22 protein-coding genes are annotated in these 20,899 nt (G+C 72.6%); 13 read left to right on the top strand and 9 right to left on the bottom strand.

The genetic code is table 11. From position 1 onward, the window contains the following. Positions 1-57: 57 nt before the first annotated feature. From J2X64_RS18225 to J2X64_RS18215, 3 genes are all read right to left on the bottom strand, one after another. Entirely contained in the window at positions 58-876 is an 819-nt protein-coding gene (locus J2X64_RS18225; RefSeq protein ID WP_310157507.1) for an alpha/beta hydrolase, read from the bottom strand. A 79-nt stretch (positions 877-955) separates the two neighbouring features. Then, positions 956-1,735, bottom strand: a complete 780-nt coding sequence (locus J2X64_RS18220; protein ID WP_310157505.1) for a GNAT family N-acetyltransferase — start codon at positions 1,733-1,735, stop codon at positions 956-958. Continuing rightward, positions 1,732-3,954 (bottom strand): MMPL family transporter, encoded by a 2,223-nt coding sequence (locus J2X64_RS18215; protein WP_310157503.1) that lies wholly within the window; start codon positions 3,952-3,954, stop codon positions 1,732-1,734. Before J2X64_RS18215 ends, J2X64_RS18220 begins: the two co-directional genes overlap by 4 nt. A 115-nt stretch (positions 3,955-4,069) precedes the next feature. On the opposite strand from J2X64_RS18215, the gene J2X64_RS18210 reads away from it, so the two are divergent. Next, positions 4,070-5,404, top strand: coding sequence for a replication-associated recombination protein A (locus J2X64_RS18210; RefSeq protein ID WP_310157608.1), 1,335 nt, complete (start codon positions 4,070-4,072; stop codon positions 5,402-5,404). A gap of 63 nt (positions 5,405-5,467) precedes the next feature. Here the strand turns inward: J2X64_RS18210 and J2X64_RS18205 are convergent, their stop codons facing one another. Next, positions 5,468-6,181 carry a VOC family protein gene (locus tag J2X64_RS18205; RefSeq protein WP_310157500.1) on the bottom strand — a complete coding sequence of 238 codons (714 nt, stop codon included), beginning with the start codon at positions 6,179-6,181 and terminating at the stop codon, positions 5,468-5,470. Positions 6,182-6,301: 120 nt separating this feature from the next. Between J2X64_RS18205 and J2X64_RS18200 the strand changes: the two genes are divergently transcribed. The 8 genes from J2X64_RS18200 (at position 6,302) to J2X64_RS18165 (ending at position 13,852) form a co-directional block, all read left to right on the top strand. Continuing rightward, positions 6,302-6,685 carry a DUF948 domain-containing protein gene (locus tag J2X64_RS18200; RefSeq protein ID WP_310157606.1) on the top strand — a complete coding sequence of 128 codons (384 nt, stop codon included), beginning with the start codon at positions 6,302-6,304 and terminating at the stop codon, positions 6,683-6,685. 6 nt (positions 6,686-6,691) lie between these two features. Beyond that, entirely contained in the window at positions 6,692-7,003 is a 312-nt protein-coding gene (locus tag J2X64_RS18195; RefSeq protein WP_310157498.1) for a DUF6167 family protein, read from the top strand. Positions 7,004-7,111: 108 nt separating this feature from the next. Next, a complete protein-coding gene (gene alaS / locus J2X64_RS18190) occupies positions 7,112-9,808 on the top strand; it encodes an alanine--tRNA ligase (protein ID WP_310157497.1) in 2,697 nt (898 codons plus the stop codon). A 20-nt stretch (positions 9,809-9,828) separates the two neighbouring features. Beyond that, a complete protein-coding gene (gene ruvX / locus J2X64_RS18185; RefSeq protein WP_310157495.1) occupies positions 9,829-10,344 on the top strand; it encodes a Holliday junction resolvase RuvX in 516 nt (171 codons plus the stop codon). Next, entirely contained in the window at positions 10,341-11,525 is a 1,185-nt protein-coding gene (gene mltG / locus J2X64_RS18180) for an endolytic transglycosylase MltG (RefSeq protein WP_310157493.1), read from the top strand. The genes ruvX and mltG overlap by 4 nt, the downstream gene beginning before the upstream one ends. Next, positions 11,495-12,361: a shikimate dehydrogenase gene (locus J2X64_RS18175; RefSeq protein WP_310157491.1), complete on the top strand. Its 867-nt coding sequence runs from the start codon at positions 11,495-11,497 to the stop codon at positions 12,359-12,361. Before mltG ends, J2X64_RS18175 begins: the two co-directional genes overlap by 31 nt. Beyond that, positions 12,358-13,047 (top strand): A24 family peptidase, encoded by a 690-nt coding sequence (locus J2X64_RS18170; RefSeq protein WP_310157490.1) that lies wholly within the window; start codon positions 12,358-12,360, stop codon positions 13,045-13,047. The genes J2X64_RS18175 and J2X64_RS18170 overlap by 4 nt, the downstream gene beginning before the upstream one ends. A gap of 238 nt (positions 13,048-13,285) precedes the next feature. After that, positions 13,286-13,852, top strand: coding sequence for a GNAT family N-acetyltransferase (locus J2X64_RS18165; protein ID WP_310157487.1), 567 nt, complete (start codon positions 13,286-13,288; stop codon positions 13,850-13,852). Between the two features lie 3 nt (positions 13,853-13,855). On the opposite strand, the gene J2X64_RS18160 is transcribed toward J2X64_RS18165, so the two are convergent. The 3 genes from J2X64_RS18160 to J2X64_RS18150 form a co-directional block, all read right to left on the bottom strand. Then, positions 13,856-15,115, bottom strand: a complete 1,260-nt coding sequence (locus J2X64_RS18160) for an RNA polymerase sigma factor (protein WP_310157485.1) — start codon at positions 15,113-15,115, stop codon at positions 13,856-13,858. Between the two features lie 17 nt (positions 15,116-15,132). Continuing rightward, positions 15,133-15,420, bottom strand: a complete 288-nt coding sequence (locus J2X64_RS18155) for a YciI family protein (protein WP_310157604.1) — start codon at positions 15,418-15,420, stop codon at positions 15,133-15,135. 238 nt (positions 15,421-15,658) lie between these two features. After that, positions 15,659-16,414, bottom strand: coding sequence for a class I SAM-dependent methyltransferase (locus J2X64_RS18150; protein WP_310157482.1), 756 nt, complete (start codon positions 16,412-16,414; stop codon positions 15,659-15,661). 159 nt (positions 16,415-16,573) lie between these two features. Here J2X64_RS18150 and J2X64_RS18145 point away from each other — a divergent pair, with 159 nt between their 5' ends. The 4 genes from J2X64_RS18145 (at position 16,574) to aroB (ending at position 20,398) form a co-directional block, all read left to right on the top strand. Further along, positions 16,574-17,464: a PAS domain S-box protein gene (locus J2X64_RS18145; RefSeq protein ID WP_310157480.1), complete on the top strand. Its 891-nt coding sequence runs from the start codon at positions 16,574-16,576 to the stop codon at positions 17,462-17,464. A 74-nt stretch (positions 17,465-17,538) separates the two neighbouring features. Next, complete coding sequence (aroC, locus tag J2X64_RS18140; RefSeq protein ID WP_310157479.1) at positions 17,539-18,762, top strand: chorismate synthase; 1,224 nt, start codon at positions 17,539-17,541, stop codon at positions 18,760-18,762. Further along, positions 18,756-19,319: a shikimate kinase gene (locus J2X64_RS18135; protein WP_397444081.1), complete on the top strand. Its 564-nt coding sequence runs from the start codon at positions 18,756-18,758 to the stop codon at positions 19,317-19,319. The genes aroC and J2X64_RS18135 overlap by 7 nt, the downstream gene beginning before the upstream one ends. Next, the gene (gene aroB / locus J2X64_RS18130) at positions 19,316-20,398 is read left to right on the top strand and encodes a 3-dehydroquinate synthase (protein WP_310157475.1); all 1,083 of its coding nucleotides are present in this window, start codon (positions 19,316-19,318) and stop codon (positions 20,396-20,398) included. Before J2X64_RS18135 ends, aroB begins: the two co-directional genes overlap by 4 nt. Before the next feature lie 20 nt (positions 20,399-20,418). Here the strand turns inward: aroB and J2X64_RS18125 are convergent, their stop codons facing one another. Next, a complete protein-coding gene (locus J2X64_RS18125; RefSeq protein ID WP_310157473.1) occupies positions 20,419-20,658 on the bottom strand; it encodes a hypothetical protein in 240 nt (79 codons plus the stop codon). A 35-nt stretch (positions 20,659-20,693) separates the two neighbouring features. Beyond that, on the bottom strand, positions 20,694-20,894 hold the full coding sequence (locus J2X64_RS18120; protein ID WP_310157471.1) for a hypothetical protein: 201 nt from the start codon (positions 20,892-20,894) through the stop codon (positions 20,694-20,696). Positions 20,895-20,899: the final 5 nt, after the last annotated feature.

Here is a 20,899-nt window from a genome sequence, read left to right as displayed (position 1 = left end):
CCGGACGCAAGGGTGCCGCCCGCTCGGGGAGCGGGCGGCACCGGGCACGGTGGGGAGCTACTTCGCGAGGAACTCCAGCAGGACCCGGTTGAACTCGTCCTTGTGCGAGACGTTGAGCCCGTGCGGGCCGTCAGCGACGACGTGCAGCTCGCTGCCGGCGACGGCCTCGTGGGTGCGCTGGCCCGACACCTCCAGCGGCACGGTGCCGTCGGAGTCGCCGTGGATGACGAGGGTCGGCACGGTCACCGTCGCGAGGTCGTCACGGAAGTCGCTCACCCAGGTCGCGATGCACTGGGCGGCAGCCTCGGGGTCGGCCTGGGCGGCGAGGCCGAGGGCCTCCTGGCGCTGGGCCTCGGTGACCTTGAGGTCGTCCCCGGCGCTGAAGAACCCGGTCATGAACTGGTCGAAGAACGCCGGCGGGTCCTTGCGCAGGTCTGCCTGCATGGACTCGACGGTCGCCATGTCGAGGCCGCCGTCGGGGTGCTCGTCGGACTTGAGCAGGAAGGGCGGGATCGCCGCGGCGAAGACGGCGCTGTGGACGCGGTCCTGGCCGTGCCTGCCGAGGTAGCGGGCCACCTCGCCGCCGCCCATCGAGAACCCGACCAGGCTGACGTCGCGCAGGTCGAGGGCCTCGAGCACGGCCTCGAGGTCGTCGGCGAAGGTGTCGTAGTCGTAGCCGTCAGCGGGCTTGCCGGACTGGCCGAACCCGCGGCGGTCGTAGGTCACGACGCGGTAGCCGGCGTCGGTGAGGGCAGGGACCTGCTCGGACCACGAGGCGCCGCTGAGGGGCCAGCCGTGGATCAGGACGACCGGGCGGCCGTCACCGCCCGTGTCCTCGACGTGGATCTCGACCGAACCGTTGGTCACGCTGGGCATCTCAGTCCTCTCGTCGGTGGAACCGTCGGGACGAATGTAGGCACGGCCGAGGCCACACCGCACGCCCGAGCGGTCCGGTTCAGGCGCCCGGCGGACGGACCAGCCTGCGGCTCGACCACTCGTGGACGTCGCCGTAGCCGAGACCGCGGTAGACCCTGCGGGCGACGCTGTTGTGCGAGTACATCCCAAGGGTGCAGACGCCCGACTCGGCCACCGCCTCACGGGTCAGGCGGCCGGTGACCGCCAGGCCCAGGCCGGTGCCGCGGGCGGCCGCCGCGACCGTGATGCCGGCGAGGACGGGCGTCCCGGCCACCCCGGGCTCACGGACTCCACAGGCCACCAGCCCATCGGCCTCGCGGACCCCGACCCAACGCTGCCCCGGGTGCTCGAACGGCCGGGCGTCGGTGTTCGGGTTGGCCGCCGACAGCAGCGTGCGGATCGCCGGTTCGTCGGCCGGGTCGAGCTCTTCCAGCCTCGACTCGGCCGGGACCTCGGGCGGAGGCGCTGTCGTGCACATCCACTCCCAGTCGTTGCCCTCACCGAGCGGCAGCCGGGCCGACACGGCCTCGAAGGAGCCACGCTCCACCGTCACCGACGCGAGACCGTCCGGCAGGACGTGGGCCGTGAGCAGCGCGTCGAGCAGCCGTGCCGCGTCGTCCGGTGGGCCCATGACGAGCAGCCCGAGCCTGCGCGTGTGCGTGCGTCGCGGGAACGCGACGGCGGCGCCGAGCGCGTGTGCCGTGCCCTCCAGCGGGTCGGGGATGTCGTGGCGGACGAAGCCGCTGCCGCCAGTCGCTGCGAGGAGCTCCTCGTGGCTGGTGACCTCCCTCAGCCGGGCGGCACCTCCGGGCGACGTCACTCCGTGATCCCGAACCGGGCGTGCAGGCGCTTCAACCGCGCCGGCGCCCACCAGTTCCAGTCGCCGAGCAGCGTCATCGTCGCCGGGACGAGCAGCATGCGCACCAGCGTCGCGTCGATGGCCACGGCCGTGGCGAGGCCGACGCCGGTCTCCTTGATGACCAGCAGCTTTCCGGCCGCGAACCCGGAGAACACGATGACGACGAGCAGGGCGGCGGAGGTGATGATGCGGCCCGACCGCTGCAGGCCGACGACGACCGCGTCGTCGTTGGAGTAGCCGCGCTCGTGCAGCTCGACGATCCGCGACAGGAGGAACACCTCGTAGTCCATCGAGAGCCCGAACCCGAAGGCCAGGATGAGCAGCGGGATGGTGGACTCGATCGCCCCGGCGGAGGAGAACGCCAGCAGGCCCTCGAGGTTGCCGTGCTGGAAGACGAGGACGAGGACACCGAGCGAGGCCCCCAGCGACACGACGTTGAGCAGCAACGCCTTGACGGGGATCACGACCGACCCGGTCATGAGGAAGAGCAGCACGAGCGTGGCCAGCGCGACGAGCGCGAAGGCGTACGGCGCCCGGGCGAGCATCGAGTCGGTGAAGTCGGTGAGGCCACTGGCCTGCCCGACCACCCAGGTCCGGAAGCCCGGGGAGTCCTCGCGCAGCTGCGTGGTCAGCGCCCGGGCCGGGTCGTCCAGCGCGGCGCCCGGGACGTCGAGGCTCACCGTGGCCAGCCCGTCCCCGATGTCCTTGACGTCGCGCACGCGTCCACCGGCGGGCAGCGGTATGCCGGCGGCATACCGCTGCACCTGCGCCAGCGGCGCCCGGGCGACGACCACGACGTCGGCGCCCCCGAGCTGCGGGTAGTCCCTGGCCAGGCCCTCGAAGAACTGGCGCTGGCTGCTGCTCGTGGGCAGGAGCTGCTGGCCCGAGGAGGTGAGCCGCAGGTCGAACGCGGGCAGCGCCAGCCCCACCAGGGCCGCCAGGACCACGGCGATGATCGGGATGGGGCGACCGTGCACCCACTGGGCGAGGCGCGAGAACACCCCGTGCTCGGGGGCGGTCTCGGTGCCGCGTCGCAGCAGCCGGCGGGCGCCGAGGACGCACAGCGACGGGATCAGGGTGAGCGCGACGAGCATGGCGATGACCACCACGGACATGCCGGCCACACCGATGCCCTTCATGATCTGGGCCTCGAAGACGAGGAGGCCGCCGAGCGAGATCGCCACGGTCAGCCCGGAGAAGACGACCGTCCGACCGGCGGAGTCCACCGTCCGGGCCGCGGCAGCGCGGATCATCTCGACGGGGATCTCGGCCGCCGGCATGCCCTGAGCGCGGGCACGGAGCTCCTCGCGGAACCGGCTCACGACCAGCAACCCGTAGTCGATGCACAGCCCCAGCCCGAGGACCGTGACCACGTTGACGGCGGTCGTGTCGAGGTCGATGAGGTAGGAGAAGCCGAGGAGCGAGGCGAGCGCGCCCGCGATCGACGCGACCGCGCCGGCGATCGGCATCCCGGCGGCGACGAAGCCGCCGAAGACGATGATCATCACGACGAAGCTGACGGGCAGGGCGATGCCCTCACCGGTGCGCAGGTCGACCTCGAGCTGGTCGGTGATGGCGGTGATGAGGTCCGACAGGCCACCCGCGCTGACCCGGGCACCCGGCGCAGCGGCTCGCACGGGGCCGAAGGCGTCGCGGACCTCGGCCTCCAGCTGCTTCTGCTGCGCCTTGGTGGGGTCGCCGGAGAAGGTGACGACCGTGACGAACCCCCGCCCGGACGCCGAGCCGCCGGCGAGCAGCGGCGCGGCGGCAGGCCCCGTGGGTCCGCCCGGGACGACGTAGGGGGAGGCGACCGAGGCGACGCCGGCGAGCCCCTTGATGTCGGCGGCGGTGCGGGCGGCGGCCTTCGCGAGGGCGGCGTCGGCGACGTCCACGCCGTCGACCCGGACCGTGTACGTGGTCAGCTGCGACTGCCCCTGGCGGACCAGCAGGTCCCGGCCGTCGGAGTTCTGTCCCGCCACCGAGGGCTCGCCGGTGCTGAGCCGGGCGAACAGTCGCTCGTTGCCGAACGCGCCGAGCGCGGTGGCGAAGCCGAGGAGGACGAGCGCGACCCAGGTGAGGACGACCGTCTTCGGCCGGTGGGCCAGGGCGGACCCGAGCCGGGACAGCAGGGACCGGGACCGGTCGGGGTGCAGTGTGCTGGGGGAGGGCGCGTCGGGCACGGGGGATAGCCTGCCACCCGTGGGAGGAGCGGCTGGAGAGGACCTGTTCGCCGTGGCGAACGATGCGCGCAGGGCGGTGGCGAGCGCTGCACCTGGCGGCGAGACGGGCGACCGCATGCCGTCAGGCGCCTCCCTGCCCCCGCTGGCCGTCCGGATGCGGCCGCGCTCGCTGGAGGAGGTCCGCGGGCAGTCCGACGTGCTGCGCCCGGGCAGCCCGCTGCGTCGGCTGATCGAGGGGTCGGGCGGCTCGGCCGGAGCTCTGTCGGCGATCATCTGGGGTCCGCCCGGCACCGGCAAGACCACCCTCGCCCACCTCGTGGCCAACGCCGCGGACCGCCGGTTCGTCGAGCTCTCCGCGGTCACGGCCGGGGTGAAGGACGTCCGTGCCGTGATGGAGCAGGCCCTGCGCGAGCGGGACATGTTCGACCGGCAGACCGTGCTGTTCCTCGACGAGATCCACCGCTTCACCAAGGCCCAGCAGGACGCCCTGCTCCCCGGCGTCGAGAACCGGCAGGTGATCCTCGTGGCCGCGACGACCGAGAACCCGTCGTTCTCCGTCATCGCCCCCTTGCTGTCGCGGTCGATGCTCGTCACCCTCGGCCCGCTCACCGACGAGGAGGTCGCGGACGTCCTCGACTCCGCCCTGGTCGACGAGCGCGGCCTGGCGGGCGAGTACACCCTCGCCGACGACGCCCGGGACCACCTGGTCCGGATCGCCGGCGGCGACGCCCGCCGCTCCCTGACCTCGCTCGAGGCGGCCGCCGGTGTCGCCCAGGACGGCGTCGCGCCCGGGTCCGTGGTCGAGGGCCCGGTCGAGATCACCCTCGCGCACACCGAGCAGGCGGTCGCGCACGCCGCCGTCCGCTACGACCGCACCGGCGACCAGCACTACGACGTCGCGTCGGCGCTCATCAAGTCCATGCGCGGCTCCGACGTCGACGCGGCGCTGCACTACCTCGCCCGCATGCTCGAGGCGGGGGAGGACCCGCGGTTCATCGCCCGGCGCATCGTCATCTCCGCGTCGGAGGACGTCGGCATGGGCGACCCCACCGCGCTCCAGACGGCGGTCGCGGCCATGCACGCCGTCGCCCAGATCGGGATGCCGGAGGCGCGGATCATCCTGGCCCAGGCGGTGGTCCACAACGCGCTCGCGCCGAAGAGCAACGCGGCATACACGGGCATCAACGAGGCCATCGCGGACGTCCGGGCGGGCAAGGGCGGGCTCGTGCCGCCGCACCTGCGCGGGAGTGGGTATGCCGGCGCCAGCCGCCTCGGGCACGGCGACGGGTACGTCTACGCGCACGACGAGGCCGACGGCGTCGCCCGGCAGGCGTACCTGCCGGACGACCTCCAGGGCCGGACCGACTACTACCGACCCACCGACCGGGGGTTCGAGGCACGGCTGCAGCAGCGCTGGACGTGGCTCAAGGAGCGCATCCGCGGCAGCTGACGCCCTGCTCTCCGTCAGTCCGTCGTCGCCCCACCCGGGCAAGCCCTGAGTCGCGCCCCCGGGTCAGCCCGTGGTGAGGTCGAAGGGGTGTCCGGCGGGGTCGGCCAGCGTCCGCCAGCCGTCGCCACCGCCGGGCAGCTCGGTGGCGCCCAGCTCCAGCGCCCGCGCGACGGCTGCGTCGAGGTCGTCGACCAGCACGTCGAGGTGCGCCTGCTGCGGGTGCTCGGGATCGGGCCACCGCGGCGCGGTGTACCCCTGCACCTGCTGCACCATCAGCGTGTGGCCGTCGCTCGTGACCATCGCGCCCTCGGGGCCGTCGTAGGCCACCTCCACGCCGAAGAGCCCGGCGTAGAAGCGGGCGAGGGCGGAGGCGTCGGGCGCGTCGTAGGTCAGGGCGTAGAGGCCCACCCCCTCCTGCCCGTCCTTCTGGCAGAGGTCGAACGGGTGCCCGGCGGGGTCGGCCAGCGTCACCCAGGACGCGCCGTCGGCGAGGTGGGTGGCGCCGAGGGACACCGCGCGCTCCGCGGCCGCCCCGGTGCCGTCGACGAGCAGGTCGAGGTGGGCCTGCTGCGGGTGCTCCTGTCCGGGCCACCGGGGTGCGCGGTGGTCGGCGACCTGCTGGAAGGCGACCTCCTGCCCGTCGGGTGCGCGCAGGGTGACCCAGTCGCCCACGTCGCGCACCACCTCCCAGCCCGTGAGGTCGGCCCAGAACTGCGAGGCAGCCCCCGCGTCCGGGACGTCGAAGGCGACCAGCTCGTAGCGTCCTGTCGTGTCCATGACGGCATCGTGCACCCGGCCACCGACAGCGCCGACGCGCCCGACACGGTCCCTGACCACGGCGGACAAGTCGGACGAGCGAGTCGCGGGCCTCGGGGTAGGGTGCTCGCCATGGATTCAGTGAGTCTGGGCGACATCGCGGGCATGGTCGCCGCGCTGGCCTTCGCGTTCCTCGTCTTCCGGCTGGGGAGCGTGATCGGCAAGGCCGGCAAGATCCTCGACGAGACGAGGGTCAGCGTCCGCACGACGACCGAGAACGTCCAGCCGACGCTGCTCAAGCTCACCGACACCGTCAGCCTGACCAACGAGCAGCTGGCCCGGGTCGACGCGATCACCACCAACGTCTCGGCGATCACCACGAACGCCAGCGCGCTGACGTCGCTGTTCGCGGCGACGCTCGGCAGCCCGGTCGTCAAGGTCGCGGCCTTCACCTACGGCGTCCGCTCGGCGCTCGGTGGCGGCGGCCAGCGCAGCGCGGGCGGCCGTCGCCGCCGCAGGGGCTGATCGCCGGTGTCCCGACTCTTCTGGACCGCCCTGGGTGCCGCCGCCGGTGTGTATGCCGTGCGCCGGCTGAGCAAGGCCGCGCAGGCGTACACCCCCACCGGGGTCGCCCACGGCCTGTCCGACTTCGGCGACGGCCTGCGCGAGCTCGCCACCGCCGTGCGTGAGGGCATGGAGCAGCGCGAGGGCGAGCTGCGCCTCGCGCTGGGCATCGACACCGACACGGTGGACGACACCACGGGCCGTCCCCGGCTCGACGCGGACTCCGCGCGGGCGCTGCTCGACGATCCGACGGGTCCCGGGGCGCACCGAGCTCGGTAGGGGCGCCGGCGCCCCGCGCTGCCGCCCCGCACACCCCACCGCTCTGCCCGTACGATTCGTCATGTCCGCCTGCAGACGCGCGGCATGCGCTTAAGGACTGATTCACCCATGGAAACCGCCGAGATCAGGCGCCGCTGGCTCTCCTTCTTCGAGGGCAAGGGCCACACCGTCGTCCCCTCCGCACCGCTCATCTACGACGACCCGAACCTGCTGTTCGTCAACGCGGGGATGGTGCCGTTCAAGCCGTACTTCCTCGGCCAGCAGACCCCGCAGTGGGACCGGGCCACCTCGGTGCAGAAGTGCGTCCGCACCCAGGACATCGAGGAGGTGGGCAAGACCTCCCGCCACGGCACGTTCTTCCAGATGAACGGCAACTTCTCCTTCGGCGACTACTTCAAGGCCGGCGCGATCGAGTTCGCCTGGGAGCTGCTGACCACCCCGCAGGCGCAGGGCGGCTACGGCATCGAGGCCGACAAGCTGTGGGCGACCGTCTTCGAGGACGACGACGAGGCCGCGGACCTGTGGGTGCAGCTCACCGACATCCCGCGCGAGCGGATCGTGCGCCGCGGGCTGGCCGACAACTACTGGCACATGGGCGTGCCCGGTCCGGGCGGGCCGTGCTCGGAGATCTACGTCGACCGTGGCCCGGAGTACGGCCCGGACGGCGGCCCCGCGGTCGACGAGGACCGGTTCATGGAGGTCTGGAACCTCGTCTTCATGCAGTCCCGGCTGTCGCAGGTCCGCAGCAAGGTCGACTTCGACGTCTCCGGCCCGCTGCCCAAGCCGAACATCGACACCGGCATGGGCCTGGAGCGGATCGCCTCGATCCTCCAGGGCGTCGACAACATGTACGAGATCGACGAGGTCTACCCCGTCCTCGAGCGGGCGGCCGAGCTCACCGGCAAGAAGTACGGCCAGCAGTCGGGCCACGACGCCGCGCACAGCCACCCCGACGACGTGCGGCTGCGCGTCGTGGCCGACCATGTCCGCTCGAGCCTGATGCTCATCGGCGACGGCGTGACGCCGGGCAACGAGGGCCGCGGCTACGTCCTGCGCCGGATGCTGCGCCGCGCGGTGCGCTCGATGCGCCTGCTCGGCTACGACGAGCCCAGCCTGCCGCTCTTGCTGCCGGTCTCGATGGAGCGGATGAGCCAGTCCTACCCCGAGCTGCGCGACGGGTTCGAGCGCATCTCCCAGATCGCGTATGCCGAGGAGGACGCCTTCCGGCGCACCCTCGCCGCGGGCACGACCATCCTCGACACCGCGGTGACCCGCACCAAGGAGTCCGGGGGCAGCACGCTCGCCGGTGACCAGGCGTTCCAGCTGCACGACACCTACGGGTTCCCGATCGACCTCACCCTGGAGATGGCGGCCGAGCAGGGCCTGGAGGTCGACCGCGAGGGCTTCACCCGGCTCATGCAGGAGCAGCGCGAGCGCGCCAAGGCCGACGCGAAGGCCAAGAAGGGCGGCCACGCCAACACCGAGGTCTGGAAGGACCTGCGGGCGCTCGGCGCGACCGACTGGCGCGCGTACTCCGAGCTGACCACCGAGGCGAAGGTCCTGGGCCTCGTCGTCGACGGGGAGCGCGTCGAGGAGCTCGAGCCGGGCCAGCGCGGCCAGGTCGTGCTCGACCGCACCCCGTTCTACGCCGAGTCCGGTGGCCAGATCGCCGACGAGGGCGTCATCGTCGCCGACGGCGCGCACCTCAAGGTCGTCGACGTCCAGCGCCCGGTCAAGGGTCTGGTCGTGCACACCGTCGAGGTCCTCACCGGCCCGGTCCGCCAGGGCCTCGAGGTCAGCGCCGAGGTCGACCCCGAGTGGCGCATCTCGGCGTGCCAGGCGCACTCCGGCACCCACGTCGTGCACGCGGCCCTGCGGCAGGTGCTCGGCCCGTCCGCGCTGCAGTCCGGCTCGTACAACAAGCCCGGCTACCTGCGTCTCGACTTCGCGTGGGGCCAGGCGCTCAGCGCCGAGACCCGCAGCGAGATCGAGGAGGTGGCGAACCTCGCGGTCCGCCAGGACCTGCCGGTCTCCGCGCAGTACATGACCCTGCCCGAGGCGCGCGAGTTCGGTGCCCTGGCGCTGTTCGGCGAGACCTACGACGAGCAGGTCCGCGTCATCGAGATCGGCGGCCCGTGGTCGCGCGAGCTGTGCGGTGGCACCCACGTCGGCCACTCCAGCCAGATCGGCGCGCTGTCGGTCACCGGCGAGTCCTCGGTCGGCTCGGGCGTGCGCCGCCTCGAGGCGTTCGTCGGCATGGACGCGCTGCGCTACCTGGCCAAGGAGCGTGCGCTCGTCGCGGAGCTGACCGACATCGTCAAGGTGCAGCCCGGCGAGCTCAAGGAGCGCGTCGCCCAGCTCGTGGCGCGGGTCCGTGAGGCCGAGCGCGAGATCGAACGGATGCACCGCGAGCAGGTCCAGGCCCAGACCGGCCGGCTCGTGGAGTACGCCCGCGACGTCGCCGGCATCCGCCTGCTCACCCACGACGCCGGCGAGGGCGCGTCCGCCGACGACCTGCGCACGATGGCGCTGGACCTGCGCGGCCGGCTCGGCGACGCGGCTCCTGCGGTCGTCGCGCTGACGGGCGTGGCCAAGGGCCGCCCGTCGGTCGTCGTCGCCACCAACGCCGGTGCCCGTGAGCGCGGGATCCGTGCGGGGGCGCTGGTCCGGGTCGCGGCCCAGGCGCTCGGCGGCGGGGGCGGCGGCAAGGACGACCTCGCCCAGGGCGGTGGCACCGACGCCAGCCGCACCGGTGAGGCCCTCGGACAGGTCGACGCAGCCGTCCGGAACGGCTCGGCCGGGTGACCGACCCGCACGACACGACGATGCCCACCCGCCCCGGCCGGCGGGTGGGCATCGACGTCGGCAGCGTGCGCGTCGGCGTCGCCGCGAGCGACCCCTCGGCGCTGCTCGCGACCCCGGTCCGGACCGTGGCGAGGGACCCCGACGCCGCTGCGGAGGCCCCGACCGACGTCGAGGAGATCGTCGAGCTGGTGCGCGAGCTCGAGGCCGTCGAGGTCGTCGTGGGGCTGCCGCGCTCACTTTCGGGCGCCGAAGGTCCCGCCGCCGGCATCGCACGCACGTATGCTGGGCGGCTGGCGGTCCGCGTCGCCCCGGTTCCCGTGCGTCTCGTCGACGAGCGGAACACCACGGTCGAGGCCCACCGCCAGCTCCGCGCCAGCGGTGTCGGCGGCCGGTCCCAGCGGGCCGTCGTCGACCAGGCGGCAGCAGTCCTCATCCTGCAGGCGGCACTGGACGCGGAGCGCAGCTCAGGGCGCCCGCCCGGCGAGCTGGTGAGGACCGGTGGGCGCAAGCCCAGGACGAAGGACAGGCACCGATGACCGAGCCCCGGCTGGATCACTCGATCTTCGGGGGACACGACGAGCACCACGACGAGCCGCACGCGGAGCCCGTGGTCCGCACGCGCTCGGAGCGGCACCAGCGGCCCAGGCGCCGCCGTCGCCGTGGCCGCCGGTTCGGCATCCTCGTCGTCGCCCTGGCCATCGTCGCGGCCGCCGCGGTCGCGGCATACACGGTCCTGCGGCCGGTCGTGGACGGGTTCCTGGAGAGCAACGACTACCCCGGACCGGGCACTGGGCAGGTGCAGGTGACCATCAAGGACGGCGACCTGCCGCCGGCCATGGGCCGCGCGCTCTACGCGGCGGGGGTGGTGAAGTCGACCAAGGCGTTCGCGGACGCGGCTGCCGCGAACCCGCGCATCACGAGCGTCCAGCCGGGCACGTACACGTTCCGCAAGCAGATGAAGGCCGCGGACGCCGTGGCGATCCTCATCGACTCGAAGAACCGCGCCGACGTCCCCCGCGTGACGATCCGCGAGGGGCTGTGGAAGAACGAGATCTTCGCCGCGCTGTCCAAGGGGACGGGTGTGCCCGTCGCCGACTACCAGGCCGCGGCGAAGGACCCGGCGTCACTGGGCCTGCCGGCCGAGGCCAAGGGCAACGTCGAGGGGTGGTTGTTCCCGTCGACGTACGAGTTCGCCAAGGACGCCACCGCCACCGACCAGCTCAAGCAGATGGTCGCGATGACCGTGAGCGAGCTGTCGAAGGCCGGGGTGGCCGAGGCCGACGCCGAGCGGGTCCTGACCGTGGCGTCGATCGTCGAGGGCGAGGTGAGCGGCGAGGCCGACCGCGGCAAGGTGGCGCGGGTCATCGTCAACCGGCTCGCGACCAAGGGCGCGCCCAACTTCGGGCTGCTGCAGATGGACTCCACGGTCCACTACGCGGTGCAGAAGCGCGGCCGCGCGGGCACCAGCAACGCCGACCGGCAGAGCCCGAGCCCGTACAACACGTACAAGGTCCAGGGCCTGCCGCCCGGGCCGATCAACAGCCCCGGCGCAGCCTCGATCGAGGCCGCCGCCAACCCGACCCCGGGACCGTGGCTGTTCTTCGTGACCGTCGACCCCGACACGGGCGAGACCAAGTTCGCCGCCACGCAGGCCGAGCACGACCGGAACGTCAAGGAGTTCCAGTCGTGGTGCCGGCAGCACAGCGACCGGTGCTGAACGCTGCCGTCCTCGGGCAGCCGGTGGCCCACTCGCTGTCGCCCACCCTGCACAGCGCTGGCTACCGCGCCCTCGGCCTGACCGACTGGCGCTACACCGCGCACGAGGTGGGCGCCGACGAGCTCGCCGGCTGGGTGGGGGAGCGCGACGAGTCGTGGCGCGGCCTCAGCCTGACGATGCCGCTCAAAGAGGTCGCGTTCGACGTTGCCGAGACGACCACGGAGACCGCCCGCGTCACGGGTGCCGTCAACACGCTGGTCCGGCGCGAGGACCTCGGTTGGGACGCCCACAACACCGACGTCCACGGGATCGAGGCAGCGCTCGCCGACGCGCCGCACCACGGGGTGGCCACGGTCCTCGGTGGGGGCGCCACCGCGAGAAGCGCGCTCCTGGCGCTGGCGGCCCTGGGGGTGCGCTCGGTGCGCCTGGCGGTCCGGGGCGAGGCACGGCCCGAGACGCTCCGGCTGGCCGTGCACGCAGGCGTGGCGGTCGAGGTGGTCACCCTGGCGGACTGGGCACGAGACGCCGGTCGCCTCGTCGTCAGCACCCTGCCGCCGGCGGGTGCCGGAGCCGCGGCTGCGGCGCTGGGTGGCGCATCTGGTCGCGCTTCGGGCGGTCGGCCGGGCGGCGGGCTCTCGGGCACGACGCTGATGGACGTCGTCTACGCCGACTGGCCGACACCGCTGGCGCAGGCGGCCACGTCGGCCGGGGCGACCGTTCTGTCCGGGCTCGACATGCTCGTCCACCAGGCCGCGGAGCAGTTCCGGCTGTTCACCGGCGAGGCCCCGCCCGTGGACGCGATGTATGCCGCCGGGCGACAGGCGCTGGGCCGGTGACCGTCTGGGCGCCACACGCCGGGACGGCGTGGTGGCTCGTCGTGGTCTTCGCGCTCGCCGGGGCGCTCGTCGGAGCACTGTCGGGTCGCCAGCTCGCGACCGGCGGCTACCGCATCGAGTCGGACGATGCGGGCGCCCTGCCGCGCCACGCGTGGTGGCCGGCGGTCGTGCTGGCCTTGCTGTGGGGCTGGCTCTCGTGGCAGGTGGGTGGCACGGCCGGGTGGGCCGCCCTGCCGACGTACCTCGCGTTCGCGTGGCTCGCCGTCGGGCTCGTGTGGATCGACGCGGACGTCCACCGGTTACCCGACGGGCTCGTCCTGCCGGCATACCCCGTCCTGCTCGTGCTGGTGGCGGTGGCATCGCTCGGGGCAGGGGAGTGGGGGTCTCTCGTGCGGGCGCTGGTCTGCGGCGCGGCCCTGTACGCGCTGTACTTCGTCCTGGCGCTGGTCTCCCCGGGGTCGCTGGGCTTCGGCGACGTGAAGCTGTCGGGGCTCATCGGCCTCGTCCTGGGCTGGCTGGGGGTCGGCGCCGTCGTCATGGGGACGGTGGCCGGTTTCGTGGTGGGCGGCCTGATCGCGCTGGTCATGTTGGCCGGGCGCAGGGTCGGGCTGCGGTCGCACATCGCCTTCGGCCCCGCGATGCTCGTCGGCGCGTTCGTCGGCATCGCAGCCCGCTACTCCCTCTGAGCCGCTCGCCCTGTTGCGGTCCTGAACGTCCGCTCATGCCGATGACGGCGTGGGCACCTGATCTCCGGCGAGGGCGACGGCGACGGCGACGCCTAACCTCGCGGCAACTGGCTTGCAGGGACAACCGGTGTACCGATCGCTGGGCTTCGCCACGGTCTTCGACACGACCGCATGCAGTCTGCCCCTGCGGTGACAGAAATCGTTTGGCGATGCGAGTCGTCCCGGCCATGCTTCCGGCATGACCGACTACCTCGAGAGCGAGCGTCTGGTGCTTCGCCAGTTCACGGCCCAGGACGCGGACCTGCTCATCGAGCTGGACAGCGACCCCGCGGTGATGCGCTTCCTCACCGGTGGCGAGCCGTCGCTCCCGGACGACGTCGTTCGTGACGAGGTCATCCCGAGCCTCCTCGACGCATACGACCGGTGGAACGGACGGTTCGGGCTCTTCGCGGCATACGAGAAGGCAACGGGCGCGTTCATCGGTTGGTTCTGCCTGCGCCCGCAGCGGACGGGTCCGCTGGACGTCGTCGAGCTCGGGTACCGGCTCCGCCGGGACGCCTGGGGGAAGGGGTATGCGACGGAGCTCTCGAATGCCCTGCTGGACAAGGGATTCTCCGAGCTCGGTGTCAGCACTGTCTGGGGCGAGACCATGGTCTCGAACGTCTCCTCCCAGCGGGTGATGGAGAAGGTGGGCATGTCCGTCGTCGAGTCGATCCCCACGCCCGACGACATGCAGGGCGTGGAGGGCGCCGAACGTGGTGGCTACCGGTTCGAGATCACCAGGGAGCAGTGGGCTCGACGCTGACGGTCAGACGAGCTCACCGCGTTTCCTGACGAGGTACGCCTGCTCGGCCGAGTTGTGGGTCCCAGCCAGGGCGGCTCCGTATGCGTCGCGGGCCTCGGCGCTGCGACCCAGCCGGCGCAAGAGGTCGGCGCGCACGGCATTCCACGCGTAGTAGTGCTGGAGCGGGAGTCGGTCAACCAACGCCAGCGCGACCGAAGGGCCGTCGAGCTCGGCGACGGCCACCGCCCTGTTCAGGGCGACGATGGGGGAGGGGTCGAGCTTCGCCAGCTGGTCGTACAGCGCAACCACCTGTGACCAGTCGGTGTCCGCTGCCGTGGGCGCGTCGGTGTGGACGGCGTTGATCGCCGCGAGCAGCTGGTAGCGGCCGGCGCGGTTGATGGCCAGGCACTCGCGCACGAGGGCATGTCCCTCTGCGATGAGAGGAGGGTCCCAGCCTGCGCGGTCCTGCTCGTGGATCGGGACGAGCTCGCCGTTCCGCACGCGGGCCTCGCGGCGCGCCTCGATGAGCAGCATCATCGCGAGGAGGCCGGTCACCTCCGGCTCGTCGGGAAGGAGGCCGCGCAGGACCCGCGTGAGCCAGATCGCCTCTCCCGTGAGCTCTGCCCGCACCGGGTCGCCGTCGCCACTGGCGAGGTAGCCCTCGTTGAACACGAGGAACAGCACTGCCAGCACCGGGCCGAGCCGCTCGGGAAGGTCCGACGCCTCGGGCACGCGGAACGGCACGTTCGCCGCCGAGATCTTCTTCTTCGCCCGCGTGATCCGCTGCGCCATCGTGGTCTCGGGCACCAGGAACGCCTGCGCGACCTCCGCGACCGTCAGGCCACCCAGCAACCGCAGGGTCAAGGCGATCCTGGCCTCCGGGGCCAGAGCCGGGTGGCAGCAGGTGAAGATGAGCCTCAACCGGTCGTCCTCGACCGGACCCGTGGGCGCGTGCGAGCTGTCGTCGTGGGTCATGAGTGCCGCCTGGTGCTTCGCGTCGCGCTTGGCCTCGCGCCGGATCCGGTCGATGGCGCGGTTGGCGGCAGTGCTGGTGAGCCAGCCGCCTGGGTTGGGAGGCACGCCAGCCTCCGGCCACCTCTCCAACGCCGTCACCAGGGCATCGCTCGCCGCCTCCTCGGCGAGGTCGATGTCGCCGAACCGGCGGACGAGCGAGGCGATCAGGCGGCCGTACTCCGCGCGGAAGACCCGCTCGACCGCACCCGCCCCATCGCCTCGCGCGCCCGCCCGGCCGCGCTCGTCGTGCCCTGAGTCATGAGCCGACACGTCGGGACCGTCCTCGCTCAGGCCAGTCCCTCGAACGGCCGGACCTCGACCTTGCCGCGGCAGGCCTTGGAGCCCTCGGCGGCCAGCTTGAGCGCCACGTCCAGGTCGGGGGCGTCGATCACCCAGAAACCGCCGATGTACTCCTTGGCCTCGAGGTAGGGCCCGTCCGTCACCACCGGGGTCGCTCCCTGGCCGTCGACGACAGTCGCCGTGCTCGCCTGCTCCAGCCCTCCGGCGAACACCCAGTAGCCGTCCGCCTTCAGCTTGTCGTTGAAGGCGCCGGTCGCTGCGAACGCCTCCTCCATCGCCTCCTTCGAGCCGTAGTCACCGAACTCGCCGCGCTCGGCGGGGCCGTGCACGGACAGCAGGTAGTGCGTCATCTCGGTACTCCTCGTCTCCGGGGCGGCCCCGACGGCCGCCTTCCACCCTCACCACGAACAGGCTCACCCGGATACGACAACCTGCCACACAAGGACCTGGAGAATTTCTGGAACGTCCAACGCGAGCGGGGCAGAGCCGGCATCGGGTATGCCGTGGCCCCGCCTAGTCTTTGGTGGCCACCACCGTGTAGTCCTCGGCCGTCGGGTCGAAGGTGCTTCTCTCGACCGTGAGACCGACACCCTGCAGTTCGGACGTGAGGTCGTCGTGCCGATACGGCCACGACGACAACAGCTCCGAGCAGACGTCGACCGATCCACCGGCCCCGAGCTGGGCGACGGCGATCTCGATGCGGTGCTCCTGCTCCCAGTGCGGCGCGATCTCCCAGCGATAGGCGACCACGGCATCGCGACCGTTCCTGCGGACCAGCTGGCTGCGGATGACGAGCCGGGACCCGCCGGCGCGCACGAGCTCCCAGTTGCGTGACGTGAGTACCAGCCGCCCGCCAGGACGCAGCAGCCGCGACATCGACTCCAGTGCAGCCGACCTGGCTCGCGCACCCTCCACATGGTGCAGCGAGTTGCCGACGCAGAACACCATGTCGAAGCTCTCGTCGTCGAAGAGACCGGGCAGCTCCTCCCAGCCGGCTCGAACGGCTCGCACCGATGCACCGAGCTCTTCAGCCAGCTCTCCGGTGCGACGGACCATCGCGGCGCTGGCATCGGTCGCCACAACCCGCATACCCAGGCCGGCGAGGCCGACCGCCAGCTGCCCGGTGCCGCACGAGCAGTCGAGCACCCGGGCGTCGGGCGGAAGGAGCGTGACCACGTCGTTGAACGCCGCAGCGAACTCGGAGGGGGTCACCTTCGCATCCGAGATGAGCCACTCGTAGACCTCGGCAAGCGCGCCGTAGCCCGCCACGACAACCACCTCCGTGCACTCGGCAGATTCGGGACAACTGGCCCCAAGTACACCAGTGGGGCCGCTCGGCCACGATCGGTTTTGGGTGGGGTGGGGCGCCGTCGAGGTCGGGGCTTTCGACCCGGTGACCGCGCGGAGGAACAGGTGCAGGCTTTGTCCATGGGTACCGAGGCACTTCCCCTGCGTCCGTCTGCCGACGAGCTGCTGGAGGCACTGGGGCACGCCGTGATCGCGACGGACACGCAGGGGACGGTGCTGGCCTGGAACGGCGCTGCCGAGCAGCTGTACGGCTGGCCCGCCGCCGAGGCCGTGGGGCGTGACATCACGGAGGTGACGGTGCCGGACCTCTCCCGGCAGGCGGCGGCGGAGATCATGACTGCCCTGCGGGAGGGCCGACCGTGGTCCGGCGGGTTCCCGGTCCGGAACCGCAGCGGCGAGGTGCTGCACGCGCTGGTCACCGACAGCGGGGTCTACCGCGACGGGGAGCTGATCGCCATCGTCGGCGCCTCCCTCAACCTCGGCGAGGCCGTGCGGCACCTGATGGAGCGCTCCAGCGACGCCGCAGTCCTGGTCGACGAGCACCACCTCGTCAGCTACGCCAGCCCCGCCGTCGCCAACCTCTTCGGTTGGCCGGTCGCCGAGGTCATCGGCGCACCCATCACGGACCGCATCCATCCCGAGGACCACCAAACCTTCGAGGAGCTGCTGGTTGCCGACGCGTCCCGGGCGGAGCGGGTCGGTGAGCTACGGGTCCGCACCCACGGTGACTGGTCCTGGGTGGAGGTGGCCGTGACCGACCTCTACGCACTGCCCGGACCGCACGCCCAGGTCTGCAACATCCGGCGCAGCGAGCGCCTCGCCCGCCTGGAGGAGCGCGAGCGCATCCTGGAGACCGTCCACTCCGAGGTGCTGCAGGACCTGTTCGCAGCCGCACTCGAGCTCGATCGCGCGCTGGCCCACGCGGCCCCCTCGAGCGCAGCCCGGATCCATGGGGCTCGCGACGCCGTCTCGCGAGCCATGCGGACCCTCCGAGAGGTCGTCAAGCCGTAGGGCTCCCGGGACCCGCCAGTCCACGGGCAGAGCACCCTCGTCGGGCGTCTCGGCGCCCGTGGGAGGATCGGGACATGCTCCGCTGGTTGACCGCAGGTGAGTCCCACGGCCCCGCCCTGCTCGCGACGATGGAGGGGCTGCCGGCCGGTGTGCAGGTGACCACCAAGGACGTCGCGGCCGCGCTGGCCCGCCGTCGCCTCGGCTTCGGCCGGGGGGCCCGGATGAAGTTCGAGCAGGACGAGGTGGAGTTCCTCGGTGGGGTGCGCCACGGCGTGACGATGGGCTCGCCCGTCGCGATCCGCGTGGGCAACACCGAGTGGCCCAAGTGGCAGACCGTCATGGCTGCCGACCCCGTCTCGGACGAGGCCTACGCCGCAGCCGACGACGTCAACGCCGAGAAGGAGGTCGCCCGGAACCGGCCCCTGACCCGGCCGCGTCCCGGCCACGCCGACCTCGTCGGCATGCAGAAGTACGGTTTCGAGGACGCCCGCCCGGTGCTGGAGCGTGCCTCCGCCCGGGAGACCGCCGCGCGCGTCGCGCTCGGTGAGGTCGCGTCGCGGTTCCTCGAGCAGGCCTACGGCATCCGGCTCGTCTCGCACACGGTGGCCATCGGCACCGCTGGTGTCGCGGACGACGCCCCGCTGCCGACCCCGGACCAGGTCGAGGAGGTCGACGCCGACCCGGTGCGCACCCTCGACGCGGCCGGCAGCGCCGCCATGGTCGCCGAGGTCGAGGCCGCCAAGAAGGACGGCGACACCCTCGGCGGCGTCGTCGAGGTCCTTGCCTACGGCCTGCCGCCGGGCCTGGGTTCGCACGTGCACTGGGACCGCCGGCTCGACGCGCGCCTCGCCGGTGCCCTCATGGGCATCCAGGCGATCAAGGGCGTCGAGGTCGGCGACGGGTTCCGCACTGCCGCACGACGGGGGTCCGCCGCGCACGACGAGATGGAGCGCGACGCCGACGGCACGATCCGGCGCCGCACCGGCCGTGCGGGCGGCACCGAGGGCGGCATGTCCACCGGTGACGTGCTGCGGGTGCGCGCGGCGATGAAGCCGATCTCGACCGTCCCGCGCGCCCTCGACACCGTCGACACCACCGGTGCGGAGGCCGCCAAGGCGATCCACCAGCGGTCCGACGTGTGCGCCGTCCCGGCGGCCGGGGTGGTCGCCGAGGCGATGGTCGCGCTGGTCCTGGCCGAGGCCTGCCTGGAGAAGTTCGGCGGCGACTCGGTGGCCGAGACCGCACGCAACCACGCGGCATACCTCGCGTCGATCCCGGAGGCCATGCGCACGTGGTGAACGGACCCGCACGTCCGCGGGCGGTCGTCATCGGGCCGCCCGGGGCCGGCAAGAGCACCATCGGCAAACGTCTCGCGCGGGCGCTCGACGTGCCCTGGCACGACACCGACACGGCCATCGAGGAACGTGCGGGGCAGTCGATCCCGGACATCTTCGTCGACCACGGCGAGGCCCACTTCCGCGAGCTCGAGCGGGCGGAGGTGACGCGGGCGCTCGCGGAGTGCGACGGCGTCGTCTCCCTCGGCGGCGGGGCTCCCATGGACCCGTCGACGCAGGAGCTGCTGGCCGGGCACGTCGTGGTGTTCCTCGACGTGGCGATCGCCGACGCCGCGCGCCGGATCGGCTTCGACGGCGGCAACCGTCCGCTGCTCATGGTCAACCCGCGCGCCACCTGGACGAAGATGATGAACGAGCGGCGTCCTGTCTATCAGCGGGTCGCGACCCACCGCGTCGACACCGCCGGCCGCAAGCCTGCCGCGATCGTCGAGGAGATCCTCGCGCTGCTCGGGGAGAGCGCGGCGGACGACCACACGCACACGCAGGACGGAGAACGGTGAGCACGCAGGAGACGACCCGGATCAGCGTCGGCGGCGAGTACGAGGTCCTCGTCGGGACGGGGCTGCTCGACGAGCTGCCGACCCTGCTGGGGGAGTCGGTCCAGCGGGTCCTCGTCGTGCACCCGCGGGCGCTCGGCGCGACGGGCGAAGGTGTGCGCGACGCGCTGTCCGGTCACGGCTACGAGGCGTATGCCGCGGAGGTGCCGGACGCCGAGGAGGCCAAGACCGCGCAGGTCGCCGCCTTCCTCTGGGGTGTCCTCGGTCAAGCAGGCTTCACCCGCTCCGACGCGGTCGTCGCGGTCGGCGGGGGAGCGACCACCGACCTCGCCGGCTTCGTGGCGGCGACCTGGCTGCGCGGGGTGAAGGTGGTGCACCTGCCGACCACCCTGCTCGGGATGGTCGACGCCGCCGTCGGTGGCAAGACCGGCATCAACACGCCCGAGGGCAAGAACCTCGTCGGGGCCTTCCACCCGCCGGCCGGGGTCCTGTGCGACCTCGCGACGCTCGAGACGCTGCCGCGGCACGACTTCGTCGCGGGGCTGGCCGAGGTCGTCAAGTGCGGGTTCATCGCCGACCCCGTCATCCTCGACCTCGTCGAGGCGGACCCCGAGGGCGTGTCGACCCCGAGCGGGCCGCACGTTCGCGAGCTCATCGAGCGCGCGGTGCAGGTCAAGGCCGATGTCGTCGGGCAGGACCTGACCGAGCAGGGGCTGCGCGAGATCCTCAACTACGGGCACACCTTCGGGCACGCGGTCGAGCAGGTCGAGCGGTACGCCTTCCGGCACGGAGCCGCCGTGTCCATCGGCATGGTCTACGTCGCCGAGCTCGCGCGGCTGGCCGGTCGCCTCGACGACGCGGTCGTCGACCGGCACCGGGCGATCCTGTCCTCCCTCGGGCTGCCGACCACCTACCGCGGCGACCGCTGGCCCCAGCTGCTCGACGCGATGAAGCGGGACAAGAAGTCGCGGGGGTCGCTGCTGCGGTTCGTCGTGCTCACCGACATCGCGAAGCCGACCCGGCTCGAGGGGCCCGACCCGGCCCTGCTGCAGGCGGCCTACGCCGAGGTCTCCCGCGACTGAGGCGCGCGAGGCGGAGGCACTCACCTCCGCTGGAACTCGAGCGTGAGGGCGCCGACCACGACCAGGAGGACGCCGGTCCCGAGCCCCCAGGGGACGTAGCGGCGGACCCACTCGGCGGCGGTCACGTTGCGCCGCCGCATGCGCCCGTACCTGCCGATGTCGAACAGGCGGTCGGGTTGGCGCCGGGCGACGCGCGCCATCCACGCGCCCACCCCGGCATACAGCAGCACGGTGCCTGCCCCGAGGACGATCCACACCATGGACCCACGGTAGGGCGGTGCGCGTCCACGCGGGATCAGCCGAACATCGACCTCGCGGCGTCCAGACCGGTGACCTGGACCGGGACACGGCCGGTCAGGGAGTCCCAGCGCGAGCGGGTGAGCCGCAGGCGGTCCGAGACCACCACCTCGTCGCCGCGGCGGTCGCGGGAGATGCCGTCCCGCTCGTAGCCGAGCTTGCGCGACACCCCCTGGGACGCGTGGTTGTCCTGGAACACCTCCG

Source organism: Phycicoccus sp. 3266, from assembly GCF_031456495.1.
In the GTDB taxonomy this organism is placed as follows: domain Bacteria; phylum Actinomycetota; class Actinomycetes; order Actinomycetales; family Dermatophilaceae; genus Pedococcus.
This window is presented reverse-complemented; position numbering and strand designations above follow the sequence as displayed.

Bases quoted from the DNA above. Each gene is read 5' to 3' on its own strand.
- J2X64_RS18225 (WP_310157507.1), bottom strand. From the start codon at position 876: ATGCCCAGCGTGACCAACGGTTCGGTCGAGATCCACGTCGAGGACACG.
- J2X64_RS18210 (WP_310157608.1), top strand. From the start codon at position 4,070: ATGCCGTCAGGCGCCTCCCTGCCCCCGCTGGCCGTCCGGATGCGGCCG.
- J2X64_RS18205 (WP_310157500.1), bottom strand. From the start codon at position 6,181: ATGGACACGACAGGACGCTACGAGCTGGTCGCCTTCGACGTCCCGGAC.
- alaS (WP_310157497.1), top strand. From the start codon at position 7,112: ATGGAAACCGCCGAGATCAGGCGCCGCTGGCTCTCCTTCTTCGAGGGC.
- ruvX (WP_310157495.1), top strand. From the start codon at position 9,829: ATGCCCACCCGCCCCGGCCGGCGGGTGGGCATCGACGTCGGCAGCGTG.
- mltG (WP_310157493.1), top strand. From the start codon at position 10,341: ATGACCGAGCCCCGGCTGGATCACTCGATCTTCGGGGGACACGACGAG.
- J2X64_RS18165 (WP_310157487.1), top strand. From the start codon at position 13,286: ATGACCGACTACCTCGAGAGCGAGCGTCTGGTGCTTCGCCAGTTCACG.
- J2X64_RS18155 (WP_310157604.1), bottom strand. From the start codon at position 15,420: ATGGAGGAGGCGTTCGCAGCGACCGGCGCCTTCAACGACAAGCTGAAG.
- J2X64_RS18145 (WP_310157480.1), top strand. From the start codon at position 16,574: ATGGGTACCGAGGCACTTCCCCTGCGTCCGTCTGCCGACGAGCTGCTG.
- aroC (WP_310157479.1), top strand. From the start codon at position 17,539: ATGCTCCGCTGGTTGACCGCAGGTGAGTCCCACGGCCCCGCCCTGCTC.
- J2X64_RS18125 (WP_310157473.1), bottom strand. From the start codon at position 20,658: ATGGTGTGGATCGTCCTCGGGGCAGGCACCGTGCTGCTGTATGCCGGG.